The 14,777-nt window shown below is 67.7% G+C and carries 15 protein-coding genes; 8 read left to right on the top strand and 7 right to left on the bottom strand.

The window, feature by feature from the left end:
• Positions 1-13: 13 nt before the first annotated feature.
• A complete protein-coding gene (locus NS4_RS03135; RefSeq protein WP_063057962.1) occupies positions 14-565 on the bottom strand; it encodes a dihydrofolate reductase family protein in 552 nt (183 codons plus the stop codon).
• 219 nt (positions 566-784) lie between these two features.
• Here NS4_RS03135 and NS4_RS03130 point away from each other — a divergent pair, with 219 nt between their 5' ends.
• The 5 genes from NS4_RS03130 to NS4_RS03110 all read left to right on the top strand — a co-directional run bounded on the left by NS4_RS03130 (position 785) and on the right by NS4_RS03110 (position 5,856).
• Positions 785-1,852, top strand: coding sequence for a phage tail tip lysozyme (locus tag NS4_RS03130; RefSeq protein WP_063057961.1), 1,068 nt, complete (start codon positions 785-787; stop codon positions 1,850-1,852).
• A gap of 239 nt (positions 1,853-2,091) precedes the next feature.
• Positions 2,092-3,102 (top strand): transglycosylase SLT domain-containing protein, encoded by a 1,011-nt coding sequence (locus NS4_RS33190; protein WP_157105866.1) that lies wholly within the window; start codon positions 2,092-2,094, stop codon positions 3,100-3,102.
• A gap of 144 nt (positions 3,103-3,246) precedes the next feature.
• Positions 3,247-3,894: an Rv0361 family membrane protein gene (locus tag NS4_RS03120; RefSeq protein WP_157105865.1), complete on the top strand. Its 648-nt coding sequence runs from the start codon at positions 3,247-3,249 to the stop codon at positions 3,892-3,894.
• Positions 3,895-4,494: 600 nt separating this feature from the next.
• Positions 4,495-5,469, top strand: coding sequence for a GlxA family transcriptional regulator (locus tag NS4_RS03115; RefSeq protein ID WP_063057958.1), 975 nt, complete (start codon positions 4,495-4,497; stop codon positions 5,467-5,469).
• Positions 5,470-5,523: 54 nt separating this feature from the next.
• Entirely contained in the window at positions 5,524-5,856 is a 333-nt protein-coding gene (locus NS4_RS03110) for a hypothetical protein (protein ID WP_063057957.1), read from the top strand.
• Positions 5,857-5,877: 21 nt separating this feature from the next.
• On the opposite strand, the gene NS4_RS03105 is transcribed toward NS4_RS03110, so the two are convergent.
• From NS4_RS03105 to NS4_RS03095, 3 genes are all read right to left on the bottom strand, one after another.
• Positions 5,878-7,230, bottom strand: a complete 1,353-nt coding sequence (locus NS4_RS03105; protein ID WP_245665039.1) for a CoA transferase — start codon at positions 7,228-7,230, stop codon at positions 5,878-5,880.
• A gap of 91 nt (positions 7,231-7,321) precedes the next feature.
• Positions 7,322-7,705, bottom strand: coding sequence for a DUF2784 domain-containing protein (locus tag NS4_RS03100; protein WP_063057956.1), 384 nt, complete (start codon positions 7,703-7,705; stop codon positions 7,322-7,324).
• Positions 7,706-7,745: 40 nt separating this feature from the next.
• A complete protein-coding gene (locus tag NS4_RS03095) occupies positions 7,746-9,176 on the bottom strand; it encodes an SDR family NAD(P)-dependent oxidoreductase (RefSeq protein WP_063057955.1) in 1,431 nt (476 codons plus the stop codon).
• A 230-nt stretch (positions 9,177-9,406) separates the two neighbouring features.
• Between NS4_RS03095 and NS4_RS03090 the strand changes: the two genes are divergently transcribed.
• The 3 genes from NS4_RS03090 (at position 9,407) to NS4_RS03080 (ending at position 12,158) form a co-directional block, all read left to right on the top strand.
• On the top strand, positions 9,407-10,552 hold the full coding sequence (locus tag NS4_RS03090) for an acyl-CoA dehydrogenase family protein (RefSeq protein ID WP_063057954.1): 1,146 nt from the start codon (positions 9,407-9,409) through the stop codon (positions 10,550-10,552).
• A 118-nt stretch (positions 10,553-10,670) separates the two neighbouring features.
• The gene (locus tag NS4_RS03085) at positions 10,671-11,234 is read left to right on the top strand and encodes a TetR/AcrR family transcriptional regulator (RefSeq protein ID WP_063058359.1); all 564 of its coding nucleotides are present in this window, start codon (positions 10,671-10,673) and stop codon (positions 11,232-11,234) included.
• 171 nt (positions 11,235-11,405) lie between these two features.
• On the top strand, positions 11,406-12,158 hold the full coding sequence (locus tag NS4_RS03080; RefSeq protein ID WP_063057953.1) for a hypothetical protein: 753 nt from the start codon (positions 11,406-11,408) through the stop codon (positions 12,156-12,158).
• Positions 12,159-12,180: 22 nt separating this feature from the next.
• On the opposite strand, the gene ligD is transcribed toward NS4_RS03080, so the two are convergent.
• From ligD to NS4_RS03065, 3 genes are all read right to left on the bottom strand, one after another.
• The gene (gene ligD / locus NS4_RS03075; RefSeq protein WP_063057952.1) at positions 12,181-13,191 is read right to left on the bottom strand and encodes a non-homologous end-joining DNA ligase; all 1,011 of its coding nucleotides are present in this window, start codon (positions 13,189-13,191) and stop codon (positions 12,181-12,183) included.
• On the bottom strand, positions 13,188-14,273 hold the full coding sequence (locus NS4_RS03070) for an ATP-dependent DNA ligase (protein WP_218020300.1): 1,086 nt from the start codon (positions 14,271-14,273) through the stop codon (positions 13,188-13,190). Before NS4_RS03070 ends, ligD begins: the two co-directional genes overlap by 4 nt.
• 106 nt (positions 14,274-14,379) lie before the next feature.
• Complete coding sequence (locus NS4_RS03065; RefSeq protein ID WP_063057951.1) at positions 14,380-14,763, bottom strand: cold shock domain-containing protein; 384 nt, start codon at positions 14,761-14,763, stop codon at positions 14,380-14,382.
• Positions 14,764-14,777: the final 14 nt, after the last annotated feature.

Here is a 14,777-nt window from a genome sequence, read left to right as displayed (position 1 = left end):
ACCGGCCACCGTGTCAGGATCCGGCCGGTCCGTAGTCCAGGTGCACCACACCGTTGGCGTATACGTCGTGGCCTTTGAGGACGAACTTCGTGGTGTCGACCCCGTCGGTGAACAGTTTTTCCCCTTTGCCCAGGGCGATCGGATACACGAACAGGTGCAGATCGTCGACCAGGCCGTCGGCGAGCAACGCCCGGACCAGGGTGCCGCTACCGCTGATATAGATGGTGCCGTCGATCTCGTCCTTCAGCGTGCGGATCTTATCGGGATCGTAGGCGCCGAGGGAGGTGCTGTTGGCCCATTCGGCCTGCGGCTGCTGCGCGCCCACCACGTATTTCGCGGTGTCGTTGAAGAACGGCGCGCCCGGATCGTCCTCGACGGTACGGGTAGACCACGCCGGTGCGAACATCTCGAAAGTGTTGCGACCGAGCAGGATCGCCTTCGCCTCGCCGGTGATGGCGGCGAGGGTTTGCCCCATCTGCGGATCGAACCCGAACTCGAAGGTGAACGACGGGTCCTCGTACGATCCGTCGAGGGAGACGAACTCGTGTACGGCGATGGTTCCCATGATGATGTCCTCTCTGGCGGCGGCTCGGTTGTAATACCGGTCTGCGGTGAGCCGCCGGGGCTTGTCGGTCTTGTCCGGGTAGACGTGACAGGACCGGATTTCTCATCGGTGCCCGGTGACCTGGCTCCGGCGTGCATTCTCAGCACGGGGAGGGTGCCGCCGAGTCGCGAGATGGAATTCTGTTATGCAGGTGTCGTATCGGGTCGAGGAAGGTGGACGATGGCTCCGACGAAGGATTGGACGCTACATCGTCCGGACAATGCTCCGATTCTCAATCCCTATATCACCTACATCGAGAAGGTGCTGAAAGCACTGGAAGACGGGCTGGGAGACAAGAACGCATCAACGCTGAACGCCGGGAAGCTGGCGAAGAAAGCGGCCGAGCGTCCCGGCGAGAGCGCGTTGCGGCAACAGTACGACCTCAACATGAAGCAGGTCGAGGGCTACCAGAATGACTGGGAGTCCCTCGACGACCAGATCGGTTTCATCGCCGGCTTCGCGGCCGAAGACGCCAACACAGTGAGCCGGGAGTTCGAAGACCTTCGCGACAGCGCCGTCGAGATCACCGCGGCGGTGCCGGACGACCCCTCCCCGGTCCGTCAGCTCGACGCCGTGAACGCGCTGGACAACGCGGTCGGCGTCGCCTATGAAGCGATCCTGCGCGCCAATGCGAAGCTGGTAGGCAAGTCCGCCGAGGTCCCCGCGCAGAACTGGTCGAGTAACGGTGGGGCCGCGCCGTATGTTCCCGGCATCACCGACACCAGTACTGCCTATAGCGGGGTCTCAGCGCAGCCCATCGGCGAGGGCGTGATGGCGAAACTCGAGGATCTGTACAAGTACCTGCTCGAGAAGGGCTTCAGTCCGGCGCAGGCGGCCGGTATCCTCGGCAACTTCCAGGTGGAGGCCCCCGGCTTCAACACCGGCGCATACAACCCGGGCGAGGCCGCTATCGGCCTGGCCCAGTGGCAGGGCGGTCGCCGGGCGAACCTGGAGGCGTTCGCGGCAGCGCAGGGCAAGTCGGTGACGGATTGGAAGACGCAGATCGACTTCATGGTGCACGAAATGCGGGGAACCCCGGGGATCTCGGGAATGGGTGCCCGCAGCGAATCGGCGGCCTACAACAGCCTGATGGGAGCGGGTAGCGCCAGCGCCGCAGCGCAAGTCTTCGATGGAGAATACGAACGAAGCTCCGGCGATGCGCGCGGGCAGCGGGTTGCCAATGCCGAGAGCATTGCGATCAGTATGAGGAACGTCAAGGCTTCCACCGACTCCTCGGTGCTGGCGTGATTCGGCGAGAATGCGCCTGGATAGACCGGGTCGGCTCCTGTACAGGACGATAGGAAGCGGAACTTCCGGTGCTGGCTCGTTCGCCCCGCGCCGAATTCTCGCCGGTGGCTTCGGAGAGTTTTCGCCGCGGCACCGCCGAGGGCAGGGCGGAAGCTTCTCACCAGCGGGGATGTTCGGCTATGCGCCGGATGGAACTCTGCTGAGAAAGTGGTGGTGTACTGGGCGCGGGACGGAGGGCGATGGTCGTCGCAAAGAGCTGGACACTCCGTCGTCCCTTGAACGCTCCGCTGCTGAATCCCTATATCGACTATGCCGAGAAGGTCCTCGAGAAACTGCAGAACGGCCTGGGTGACCGTACCGCGACGACCCTCACCGCCCAGCAGTTCGCCCACCTGGCCGGCGAGCGGCCCGGCGACGGTGAGCTCGCGGACAAGTACGAACTGTTGGATCAGCAGGTCGCGGCATACATAGAGGACTGGAATACGCTCGACAACCAGATCGCCGAACTCGCCGCCCTGGCCGCCGACGACGCCAACGGTGTCACCGGGCATTTCGAGGATCTGCGCGACGCGGTCGTCGAGATCACCAACGGCGTCCCGGACAACCCCACTTCGCGGCAGCAGTTCGACGCGGTCGTCGCGATCGACAACGCCATCGGCGCCACTGTGGGCAAGGTGCAGTCCACGCACAACGAACTGGAGAACAAGTCCCTGCAGGTGCCGCAGGAGCGGTCGGGAGGTACCACCGCGTCCCCGGCAAGCAGCGGCTCCCCGATGAGTCCGCTGATGGGTGGCCAATCCGCGAGCGGTGGAGACTCGGGGTCCGACGACGATTCCGGGTCCGGCGGCGAGGTCACCGGTACCTCCGGCATGCCGACCAAGATGCCCACCGGCGACGTGGCGCAGTGGATCGATCAGGCGATCGACGTGCTCCGCGAGAACGGCTACAACGTCAAGGACTCCGACGCGGCCATTATCGCGACGATGATCGAAAAGGAATCCAGCGGAAACCCGCACGCGATCAATCTGTGGGACGAGAATGCCACCGAGCGGGGTACTCCGTCGAAGGGGCTGATGCAGACGATCGACCCGACGTTCAACGCCTATGCTCTGCCCGGGCACACCGATATCTGGAATCCGGTCGACAACATCTGTGCGGGTACCGCCTACGCCCTCGAACGGTACGGGTCGCTGGAGAATGTCCCCGGTATCAAAAACATGTCCCAAGGCGCCGGGTACGTCGGGTACTGATCGTATCCGCAGCGGGCGAATGCAATCCGGCCGACAGCGTTGTCCGGGGTCGATGTTAACGCCACGTCGTCGTGGGGGAATTAGAGTTCGGACGCGGCGCCACTCCGGTGACGCGCAGGAGAGCAAGGATCACAGGACTTCCGTATGGGTCATCCGCAACAGCCCAATCCGTACCGGCATCAGCAGCCGTATCCAGGACAACCCGTGCCCGGACAGCAGCCTTACCCGGGGCAGTACGGTCAGCCCTACCCGCCCGGCCCGCCGCAGTACGGTGCCCCCGGAGGGTACGGCGCCCCACCCCCGCGCTCCGGTGGGAACGGCGGCCGGATCGCGCTCGTCGTCGGCGGTGTCGCCGTGGTGCTGATCGCCGTCGCGGTGGGTGCCTTCTTTCTGTTCAGCGGCGGCGGTGGTTCGGTCGTGGGCGGCGGCTACGACGACCCCCGTGAGGTCGCCCAGGCCTGGGTAGATCACGAGGGGGACCCGGAGGATCTGGTCTGCGCGGCCGATCTGGACGAGATCTCGCAGTACGAGCAGCAGAACCCGGCGAAACCGACGGACGTACCCGATATCGACCTTCCCGAGTCGACGACCACGCTGAAGAGTGTCGACGTCCCCGCGGGCAGTGATAAGGGAACGTTCACCATGGAGATGTCCATGGAGGTGATGGGCACCTCGACCACGACCACCATGACCTACGACCTGGTCGAGGAGGACGGCGGCTGGAAGGTATGCGGCATCCTCGATCCGGATATCGAAATGGACGACTCCGGCTTCGGTCTGGGCGGCCGCTAGGTTCGCGCCCGCGATACTCCCGGGCCGACTCGGCGACGCGCGGCGGTTCCGACGCCGTGTTCGGCCGTGCCGTGTGGCTCGTCTCCGCGGGTCAGCTTTCTCTGCGGCAGCGACGGCCGCGAACATCACAGCAGGCGTATGCGAATGGAAGGCTGCGGCGCACCCCGCAGCACCGCAGCCATGCATTCCCACACGCGGGGTCGGTCCCGGGCCACTGTCACGCGGTGGCGTCGCCGTCTGCGGCGGAGACCGGTCCCGGTGGGGGCCGGCGATATCCATACCGCGCCGGCACCGCACCGGCGCTCCCGCCCAGCGTCGAGTTCGTCGGCCACTGCAACGACAACGCGGCCCGAAGGAGCCGCGGTCAGCGGTGCGTTCGGTGACAACACGCGAACGGTGCCGGCCGCACGAAGGCGACCGGCACCGTTCTGTGGCTTCGACCCTACGGGCTCCGGCAGGCGCGGTAAGAGGGGCGGACGCGACAGGAAACGCTCTGTTTGCGACACACTGTAGGTGATCGAGGCGAGGGCCTCCCCAATTTCTCCGGCCATAGAGACCATCCGGTTTTCGATCGGTGGGCCAGAACCGTATCCTCCGGGCGTGGATGTCGGAATTTTCGTCGTGGACGGTGTGGCCGATTTCGGTCTGGGCGCACTGCTCGGCGCGTTCAGCACAGCCAACGCGCTGCGCAGGGAGCTGCGGAACCCGCCACCGCCCTGGAATATCCGCACGGTATCGCTGGGTTCCTCGGTGCGCTCGGGTAGCGGAAACCTGGTGCCGACCACCCCGCTGGAGGAGATTTCGGCACCGCTGGACGCGCTCGCGGTGGCAGCGGTGAATATTCTGGAACCCGAGCCTCTGGTCGAGCTGGTCACCGATGCGGCGCACTCGCGGGTTCTCGAGCACATCCGGGAGGCGCGGGCGGCCGGCGTGCATCTGGCCGCCGCCTGCACCGCGACATTCTTTCTGGCCGAATCCGGGGTGCTCGACGACTCCCCGGCGACGACCAGCTGGTGGCTGGGCACCTGTTTCCGCGGGCGCTATCCCCGTGTTCGGCTGGACGAGAGCTGCATCGTATGCCACGCGGACGGGATCACCACCGCGGGCGCGTCGCTCTCACATATGGATATGGCGCTGTCGCTGATCTACCGGACCAGCCCGGAGTTGTCGGAACGCGCCATGCGCTACCTCGCTGTGGGGTCGCGGGCCAGCCAAGCGCCCTATGCGATACCCGAGGTGGTGGCCCGCGGTAGTTCGCTGATCGCCGGCTACGAGCGCTGGGTGCGCGACCATCTTTCCGAACAGTTCCTGATAGCTACCGCCGCGCGGGAGCTCGGCGTCACCGAACGCAGTCTGCAACGGGCGACCCGCGCTGCGCTCGGCATGTCACCGAAGGATTTCGCCGACGATATCCGGCTCGATCGGGCCACTCAGCTGCTACGGTCCGGTGGGCTCACAGTGGGGTCGATCGCCCGCGAGGTCGGCTACGTGAACGCCAGCGCCTTGCGTGCCCTCGCCCGCCGCCGGCGCGGCCTGTCTCTGGCCGAGATTCGCGCCCACCGCTCTCCATGGTGAGGCGGTTGGTTTGCTTCCGGTGGCGGGGAGCGGGGTGATCCCTACACTGTCCGCATGTCTGTTCGACGGCTGATCGCTGCCCTCCTGTTCGTTACCGCCGCGTCGCTGGGGGTCTCGGCCTGCACCGCGACGGGTCCGGGGGCGCGAAGTGAATGCGAGGTCAGCGGCTGCACGGTGACATTCGAGCGCGGTGTGCAGGCAAAGGTCGGCGTGCTGGGCGTGGACATCGAGCTCACCTCGGTGCAGGGCGAGCTCGTCACCCTGTCGGTGGCAGGTCAGCCGGTCACCGTACCTATGGGGCAATCCGGTTCGGTGCAGGGACTGAACCTGACGGTGCAGGAGGTCACCCAGGACACGGTCGTGGTGCGGCTCGCCACCGGTCTGTGAGCGCTCGCCCGTCGTGCGAGTTCAGTGATGCTCGGGTACCCGCTGTTCGGCCCAGCGGGGCTCGGCGCGACCATAACCGGGTGCCGGGAACGGGTAGTCCGGGAATTCGGCCAGGGCCGGCGCCGCGCTGACAACCTGTCCGTGGGTCACAGTGGTGCCCGGGCCGGGTACCGCAGGCGCCGCATGGTCGGGGGTGCGGCCTCGTTCGGAGAGCAACCAGCTCGCGGTCCGGGCCAGCGACACTCGCACATCCCGGCCGCGGCCGTCGCCCCCACGGGCGGTGAGCGCATCGACGATTCCGGCCGCGAGCAGATAGCCGGAGGCGTGGTCGAGTGCTTGCGCGGGCAGCGCGCCGGGCACCGCGGATGCTCCCTCGATCACCGCGATCCCGGTCGCGGCCTGGACGATGCTGTCGAAACCACGCCGACCCGCCCACGGCCCGGTGAAACCCCAAGCGCTCACCCGGGCGTGCACGAGCCCGGGCCGCCCGGTGAGCCCGAGTCCTTCCAGCGCGCCGGGGCGGTATCCGGTCACCAGCACGTCGGCGGAGTCCAGCAGTGACTCCCAGGCGGCGGATGCCGGCCGCAGGTCCAGCAGGGCGGAGTATTTGCCCTGGCAGGTATCGGTGTACTGCCAGGAGATCTCGGGCAGTGCAGGCGGGTCGATACGCAGCACTTCGGCCCCGAGCAGCGCCAGCGCCCGGGTGGCCACCGGACCGGCGATCACCCGGGTCAGATCCAGTATTCGCACGCCCTGCAGTGGCTGGTACGGGGTCCCCGATTTCGGCAGCGTGTAGCGGCGCCGGTCGCCGCGTTCCACGAGCGCGACCAACGGGCCCGCCCCGGCCGCCCCTGCCTGTGGCTCCGCCCGCCACTGCGTTTCGTCGCGCACCCGGGCCACGATCGCGCCCCGGGCCGCGGCCAGCTCCTCCAGATCGGCGGCGCGGATCATCGCCATCTGGGCTTCGGCCAGTTCGTGCGGCGCGTCCGCGGGGAGTTCGAGGGCGGCGAGCAGCCGGGAGCGGTGATGTGGATAGTTGGCGTGAGTGCGCACCCAGCCGTCGAATGTGGGAAAGAATCCGGACAGGTCGGCGAAACCCTCGACGGGGGCACCGTCGATACGCAGCAACCGGTCACTGGAGAAGGACGCCGCAATGCGTTCGGGGTCCAGCCGGTGTCGGATCGGGGTGGTGCCGGTGGCCCGCCGGTACCGATCGGCGGCCCCGGCGAACGCCTGGACCGATCCCGCGGCCAGCCCCCACACCGGGAGGGTGGCGGCGAGGTAGTGCCCGGGGTCGGGCCAGTCCACCGGCGTCGACTGGGGGACGCCTGCCCCGTCTTCGTAATCACGGACCAGCCGTGCGCCCACGTCCACCGCACCGAGAGTACTGGGCCACGGGTACGGCGAACGCTCGGTCATCCGATGGCACAGCAATTTTCATCACACCGTCACCGGCTGACGCCGATCAGCCGACGACCCGCTCGCCCGGGCCGTGCGGATGGCGGGCGCGCCACCACAGACCCGCCCACGACACCAGGACACAAGCCGCCACCAGCAGCTGTACCTCGGTGCGCATGCTCTCCGGGTAGATCACTCCGGTCAGGTAGTGGTCGATGAAGCCCTCCGGCGGCAATCCCGAAATTCCCGCCCGGTGCCGGGCCCAGTTCTCCGCGTAGGTGAGCGGGCAGTCGTAGCCCACCAGCACCGTACCGAAACCCCAGGCCGCGGCGGCCCCGTGCAACCAGATCGTGCGCGGGAAACGCCACGCCAAAAAGCCACCCGCCAGCACATAGCCGATGAACAGCAGATGCAGGGTGGCGATCAGATCCGCGACCAGCCGGTACCACACCCTTCCAGGGTATGTCCTCGGATGCGCTAGGGCACCGGGTTTACCACGGGGAGGGGCGATAGTCCTTCAGGAAACAGCCGTAGAGGTCCTCGCCGGCTTCCCCGCGCACGATGGGATCGTAGACCCGGGCCGCGCCGTCCACCAGGTCCAGCGGGGCGTGGAACCCCTCGTCGGCGAGCCTGATCTTGGTGTAGTGCGGTCGCTCGTCGGTGATCCAGCCGGTGTCCACCGCGGTCATCAGGATGCCATCGGTTTCGAGCATTTCCTTCGCGCTGGTCCGGGTCAGCATGTTCAGTGCCGCCTTGGCCATATTGGTGTGCGGATGCCCGGGCCCCTTGTAGCCCCGGGAGAACTGGCCTTCCATCGCCGAGACGTTCACCACGTATTTCCGGCGCGCGGGCGACGCGGCCAGCGCGGGCCGCAACCGGGAGACGAGGATGAACGGGGCGACCGAATTACAGAGCTGGACTTCGAGCAGTTCGGTGGGGTCCACTTCGCCCACGGTGTGCACCCAGCTGTTGGTGTGGGCGAGATCGGGCACCAGGCCTCCGGCATCGATCGCCACTCCGCGGGCGATGCGGTCGGGTGTGGCAGACCCCGCCACCAGCGCCAGTTCGGCCACGTCGGCGGCGGCCAAGGTGGGGGTCAGCGAGGCGGTCAGCGCGGTCGGATGGGCGCGGGTGGTCTGCCCGAAGGTCACCTTCTCGGGCAACTGGCCCGCCGGCAGCGGCCCGTCCTCGGCCGCGGCCAGGGCGCTGTATGCGCCGGGAGAGCGGCGCACGGTCTGCGCGGCATTGTTGATGAGGACATCGAGCGGGCCCTGGGCCGCGACATCGTCGGCGAGCGCTACCACCTGGGCCGGATCCCGCAGGTCGATACCGACGATGCGCAGCCGGTGCAGCCAGTCGGCGCTGTCGGGCCGGGCGGCGAACCGGCGGATCGCGTCGTTGGGAAAGCGGGTGGTGATGGTCGTGTGGGCGCCATCGCGCAACAGCCGCAGCGCGATGTACATCCCGATCTTGGCGCGCCCGCCGGTGAGTAGCGCGCGACGGCCGGTCAGGTCGGTGCGGGCCTCGCGGCGGCCGTGGCTCATGGCCGCGCAGTCCGGGCACAACTGGTGATAGAAGGCGTCGACGCGGGTGTACTTCTCCTTGCAGATATAGCAGCCGCGGGGGCGCAGCAGGGTCCCGGCCGAGGCGCCGGTGGTGCGGGAGCTGATCGGGATCCCGGCGGTCTCGTCATCGATCCGGTTCGGTGAACCGGTGGCCGTGGCAGCGACCACCGCACGGTCCGCGGCGAGTTTCGCCTGCCGGGCGGCGGTCCGGCGCTGCCGTTTGAGTTCTTTGAACATCCGGCCGACCGCGCGCTGCACCGTGGTCGAATCCGGGTCGCCGGGGTCCAGTTGTCCTGCCTGGTCGAGAACGCGCAAACAGGTGGCGAGGTCGTTCGGGTCGATACTGGGGGCGGCCATCGGTGCGGAAGAATTCCTTTGTGAGCTGGGAAAGCGTGCGCTCCATTGTGGCAAAACCGCGAGAGCGCGATCCGAACCGGGCCGCCGGACGTCCGGGTACCGGCGTTCGCCGCGTCGTCACGAGTGGGAACCTACCTCGTTGACATCACGCCAATAGTGCGGGACAGTCGTTGCCGGACGATCCGGTGCGTCGGCGCCGGGCTGGGTGATCACGAACAGAGGACGCGGATATGGCACGCCCCGCATGGAGCGACGACGAAGTCGAGGCGGTACGGGAACTCGCGCGCAACTACTTCGAGAAGGAAGTGGTCCCGCACGAGGAGAAGTTCATCGAGCAGGGTCATCCGGACAAGGCGCTCTACCGGCGCGCCGGAGAACTCGGCCTGCTGTGCCCCGCGGTTCCGGAGGAATTCGGCGGTGGGGGCGGCAGCTTCGCCCATGAGGCCGCGATCATCGAGGAGCAGGTGCGTGCCGGGGACGGGGCCCTCGGTATCCCGGTGCACAGTTCGATCATCGCGCCCTACCTGGCCGAATTCGGCTCCGAGGAGCTGAAGAAGCGGATTCTGCCCAGGGCGAGCAGTGGCGAGATGGTGCTGTCCATCGGGATGACCGAACCGGGCACCGGATCGGATCTGCAGGCGATCAAGACCCGTGCCGTCCGCGAGGGTGACGAGTATGTGATCACCGGTTCGAAGATCTTCATCTCCAACGGCTGGCTCTGCGACGGCATCATCATCGCCGCGAAAACCGACCCGGAAAAGGGCGCCGCCGGCGTCTCGCTGCTCTTCGCCGAGGTCGGCGACGACACCCCCGGCTTCACTCGGGGCCGGATCCTGTCCAAGATCGGCGGCAAGGGTCAGGACACCGCCGAACTGTTCTTCGACGGACTGCGGGTGCCCGCCGCGAACCTGCTCGGCGGCGCCGAGGGCCAGGGCTTCTACCAGATGATGCAACTGTTGGCCCAGGAGCGGCTGGTCACCGCCATCATGGCGGTGGCGATGATGGAGCGCGCGGTCGAACTGACCGTCGAATACACCAAGGGCCGCGAGGCCTTCGGCAAACCGCTGTTCGCCATGCAGAACACCAAGTTCGAACTGGCCGAATGCGCGACCATCGCCCGGACCAACCGGGTCTTCCTCGACGACTGCATCAGCCGGCACCTGCGCGGAGAACTCGATATCCAGTCGGCCGCCATGTCCAAGTACTGGTCCACCGATCAGCTCGGCGTTGTCGTGGACCGCTGCCTGCAGCTCTTCGGCGGCTACGGTTATATGACCGAATACCCGATCTCCCAGCTGTACACGGGTGCCCGGGTGCTGCGCATCCTCGCCGGCAGCAACGAGGTGATGAAGGATCTCATCGCACGTGGGCTCTGACCTCGAACTTCCACCCACCTCCGGCACCGACCTTCCCGCCGGCCCCGGCTCGTCCGGGACCGGCACGGACGAGCAGCCGCGGCGCCGTCGGCTCGAACCCGACGAGCGCCGCGCCCAGATCCTCGCCCAAGCCATCGAGATGTTCGGCGAACGTCCGTACGCGGCGGTGTCCACGGCCGAATTGGCGCAGCGTGCCGGTGTGGCCCGCGGCCTGATCAACCACTATTTCGGCAATAAGCGCGACCTCTATCTCGCAGTGGTCCGCCGGATGGTGACCTTGCCGCGCGCCGACGAGTTGGCCGTGCCCACGGGCACCACCCGGGAACGGGTCGAGGCCAGTGTGCGGTGGTTGCTGGACACGATCTCCGAGCACGGCAACACCTGGGTAAAGGTGACCAGTCACGAGGGAGTCGGCGACGACCCGGAGGTGCAGCAGATCCTCGACGCGGCCGACGACGCGGCCGCACAGCGGCTACTGGTCATGATCGGTCTCGCCGACGGCGCGGACTCGGAAGAGCCGCGACGAGCGATGGTCCGCGCCTACGGTGGCCTGGTGAAGGTCGCCGGCCGGGAGTGGCTGACCCGCGGCACCATGACCCGCGATCAGGTCCATGCGCTGCTGGTCGACATGCTGAGCACGCTGGTCACCGAATCGCTGCCGCGGGTGCGCCGCGGGAACTGAGGCCCTGTGGCGCGGCGCAGTGGACGGGCCGGGTGTTTCGGGCGGTGACCAGCCGTACCCCGGCCAGGGGGATTTACCGGAACAGCCGGCCGGTCCCGGCTTATTCTTTCGGATGCCGGGCACAGTCCACTGCTCCAGGACTGCGCCTACAGCGGCTCGAAGGGATCGGTCATGGCATATACGCAGCGCTGGGCGGGTGAGCGCTGGCCGGAAGTTCCGCCGGACCGGGACGAGGAACCGTCGCGCACCGTTCGGCGGCGCGACGACTACGACGACTGGTCCGCGGAGCCCCCGGTCCACGACGAACGCCCGATCGTCAATCCCTACGCGATGGTCGCACTGGTGGCCGCGCTCATCCTGGTTTTCCCGGTGGCGATCGTTTTCGGGCTGATCGCGTTCGGCCATCCCCGTGGTCGTTTCATGGCCTGTACCGCACTACTGCTCGGGGTCGGCGAAGTGGCCCTGCTGGCGGCGCTGATCCTGGCGCCACGGGAGACGCCCGATGGGGTGTTCTCCCGAGTCGGCGACGCGGTGGGCGAGATCACCGGTGGACAGCGGGCGACCGAGTCCCCGGCCTCGGCTGCCGCCGGCACCTCCGAGAGCGCGCAGACCTCGCCGCCCGGCCCGAGCGCGACGGCCGAACCGCCGGTGCCGTCGAGCGCGGCCGCCGCGGCCCAGCCGGCCGCCGAGGTCGACACCGCCTGTCCCGAACCGGCACTACTCGGTGTCGCCGCGGACGGCGGCACCCTGCTGTGCCTCACCGATTCGGCGTCGGTCACCGGCTATCAGTGGTCGGGCCCCTATCGGGTGGCCGAGACCGTCCGGGCGGAAGACGGGAACTGTGCGGGGCCGGCCACTGCCCGCACCGCCGCGGGGTACGCCCTGGTCTGCGAAAACGGGGCCTGGACGCTCTGGACCTCCTGAACCGGTTCGGTGGGTGGGGTATTCAGCCGTCCGTTGCGGTTTTGCGGGCGCGGCTGGGCTGCACCCGCGGCGGTTCGTTCGGCATCTTCGGGTATTGCGGCGGCCACGGCGCATCCATGAGACCGGAGGCCAGGTCGCGTTCGGACATCCGCAGCAGCGGCTCGATACTCTGCGGTTCGCGGTGCTCCCAGGGATCGCCGTACTCGGCCAGACGGGCCGGTACCGTCGCGATCGTCAAATCCTCGGGAACCACGGTCTCGAGGTCATCCCAGGTGAGCGGAGTGGAAACCTGCGCACCGACCTTGGGGCGTACACACCAGGCACCGAATACGGTTTTGTGCGGAGCGTTCTGGTTGTAGTCGACGAAAACCCGCCGGCCGCGTTCCTCCTTCCACCAGTGCGCCGTGATGTCGTCGGGGTGCCGGCGTTCCAGTTCCCGCGCCAGGGCCACGGCCGCGGCGCGGACCTCGTACCCGTCCCAGTGCGGCTCCAGCGCGATATAGAGGTGCAGGCCGCGCGATCCGGAGGTTTTCACCCACGTCTCGATACCGAGCTCACCGCACAGTTCCCGGGTCCGCAGGGCCGCGGTGCGCAGTTCGTCGAAACCGATACCGGGTGAGGGATCGAGGTCTATCCGGAGCTGATCGGCGATCCGAAGATCAGGCACGGTATTGGGCCAGACATGGAAGCCGAGACAACCCTGGTTCACCGCCCACAGCACATGCGCCAGATCGTGCGCCACCAGTGCGTCGCTGGTGGTTCCGTTCGGTGTGGTGACCTCCACGGTGTGCAACCAGTCCGGGGCGGACTTCGGTACCCGCTTCTGGAACCAGGACTTACCGGACGCGCCGTCCGGGTAACGCTCCAGCAGCAGCGGCCGCCCGCCGTTGACCCGGAAGAACGGTTCGGCGACGCTCTGGTAGTAGCGCACCAGGTCCATTTTGGTCTCGCCCCGGCGGGAGAAGTACACCTTCGCGGGGTTGGTGATGGTGAGCACCCGGCCGGCGGCCTCGATCTCCACCGATTCGCTCATTTCGCCACCGCCGTCCCGAAGATTTCGCGCAACTCGGTGGGTGCGGCCTCTTCGAGCTGGGCGTAGGTGCACGACTCGGGGGTGCGGTCGGCGCGGAACCGGACGAGCCGTCCACCGTGCCGGAATCTACCGGACTGGAGATGTTCGTACCTGACCTCGGCCACCAGTTCGGCCCGCAGCGCCTCCCAGGACAAATCCTTGCCACCGCTCCAGCGACTGATCCCGCCGGGCATGGAGCCCCCGGACTCGGCCTGGGCCACGGCATCGGCCCATTCCCGCCACGGATGGTCCACCAGGGCGTTCTCCCGATACGGGGCGAGTTCGCCGATCAATTCGGTGCGCCGCGCGGCGGTGAAACTGCTCGCCACCCCCACATGGTGGAGCCGGCCCTCGTCGTCGTACAGGCCCAGCAGCAGGGAACCCACACCCTGGCCGTCCTTGTGCCAGCGGAAACCCGCCACCACACAGTCGGCGGTGCGCTCGTGTTTGACCTTGAGCATCACGCGCTTGTTCTGCTGATACGGCTGATCGTCGGCCTTGACCATCACCCCGTCGAAGCCCGCGCCCTCGAATCGGGTGAACCAGTCGCGAGCGAGGGCCGGATCCCCGGTGAGCGGGGTCAGCTGCACCCGACCGGGCTCGGTCCGCAGGATGGTTTCGAGCAACCGGCGGCGTTCGGCGAACGGCGCCTCGGTCAGATCGCGGTCGCCGAGGGCGAGTAGGTCGAAGGCCACGAAACTCGCTGGGGTCTCCACGGAGAGTTTGGCCACCCGTGACGCCGCCGGATGCAGCCGCTGCTGCAGGACATCGAAGTCGAGTCCCTGTTCGGTGACCACGACGATCTCCCCGTCCACTACGCATCGATCCGGTAGCGCGCCGCGCAGCAGATCGGCGACCTCGGGAAAATACCTGGTGAGTGGCCGATCGTTGCGCGAGCCCAGCTCCACTTCCGTGCCGTCGCGGAACACCACACAGCGGAACCCGTCCCATTTGGGTTCGTAGCTCAGGCCCGGCCCCGGCGGTATGTCGGGGGCGGACTTGGCCAGCATGGGCCGGACGGGTGGCATCACCGGTAGATCCACGCGATCCTCCTCGGGTCGATCCTCACCCGTATCGACGCCGCGGCCGGCGCCGAATCATCGCCCCCGATGATAGGAGTTGTCACCGACAGATCGCCGGATCCGGCCGTCAGCCGTCCACCCAGCCCTGCTCGACCGCGAAATCGGTGAGTCGCTCCCGGATGGCCACGATCTCCCCGGCGGTCAGCGCCGGGGAGGCGTCCAGGAGAAGTTCGGTGACCAGCCGGGTGTGCTCCTCGGCGGTCAATCGGGCCCCGTCGGCGACCGGCTTGGGCCGCACCTGCCGGCCGCGCGGGGACCGGAGGTTGATCGCCTTGGGGCCCCGATCGCCCTCGGTGACATCGAATTCGAACACCCGGCCCTGCCGGAGTTCGTCCTCGCCCAGGCCGATATCGTTGACGTGGACGAACACGTCGGGTCCACCGTCCTCGGGCCGGATGAAACCGAAACCCCGCGATCCGTCGAACGACACCAATTTCCCGCTGGCCACCACACCGCTCCTCGCCG

Origin of the sequence: Nocardia sienata NBRC 100364, from assembly GCF_001613205.1 — a bacterium.
GTDB classification, from domain to species: Bacteria; Actinomycetota; Actinomycetes; order Mycobacteriales; family Mycobacteriaceae; genus Nocardia; species Nocardia sienata.
The sequence above is the reverse complement of the archived record's forward strand: the minus strand, read 5'-3'. Positions and strand labels throughout refer to the sequence as shown.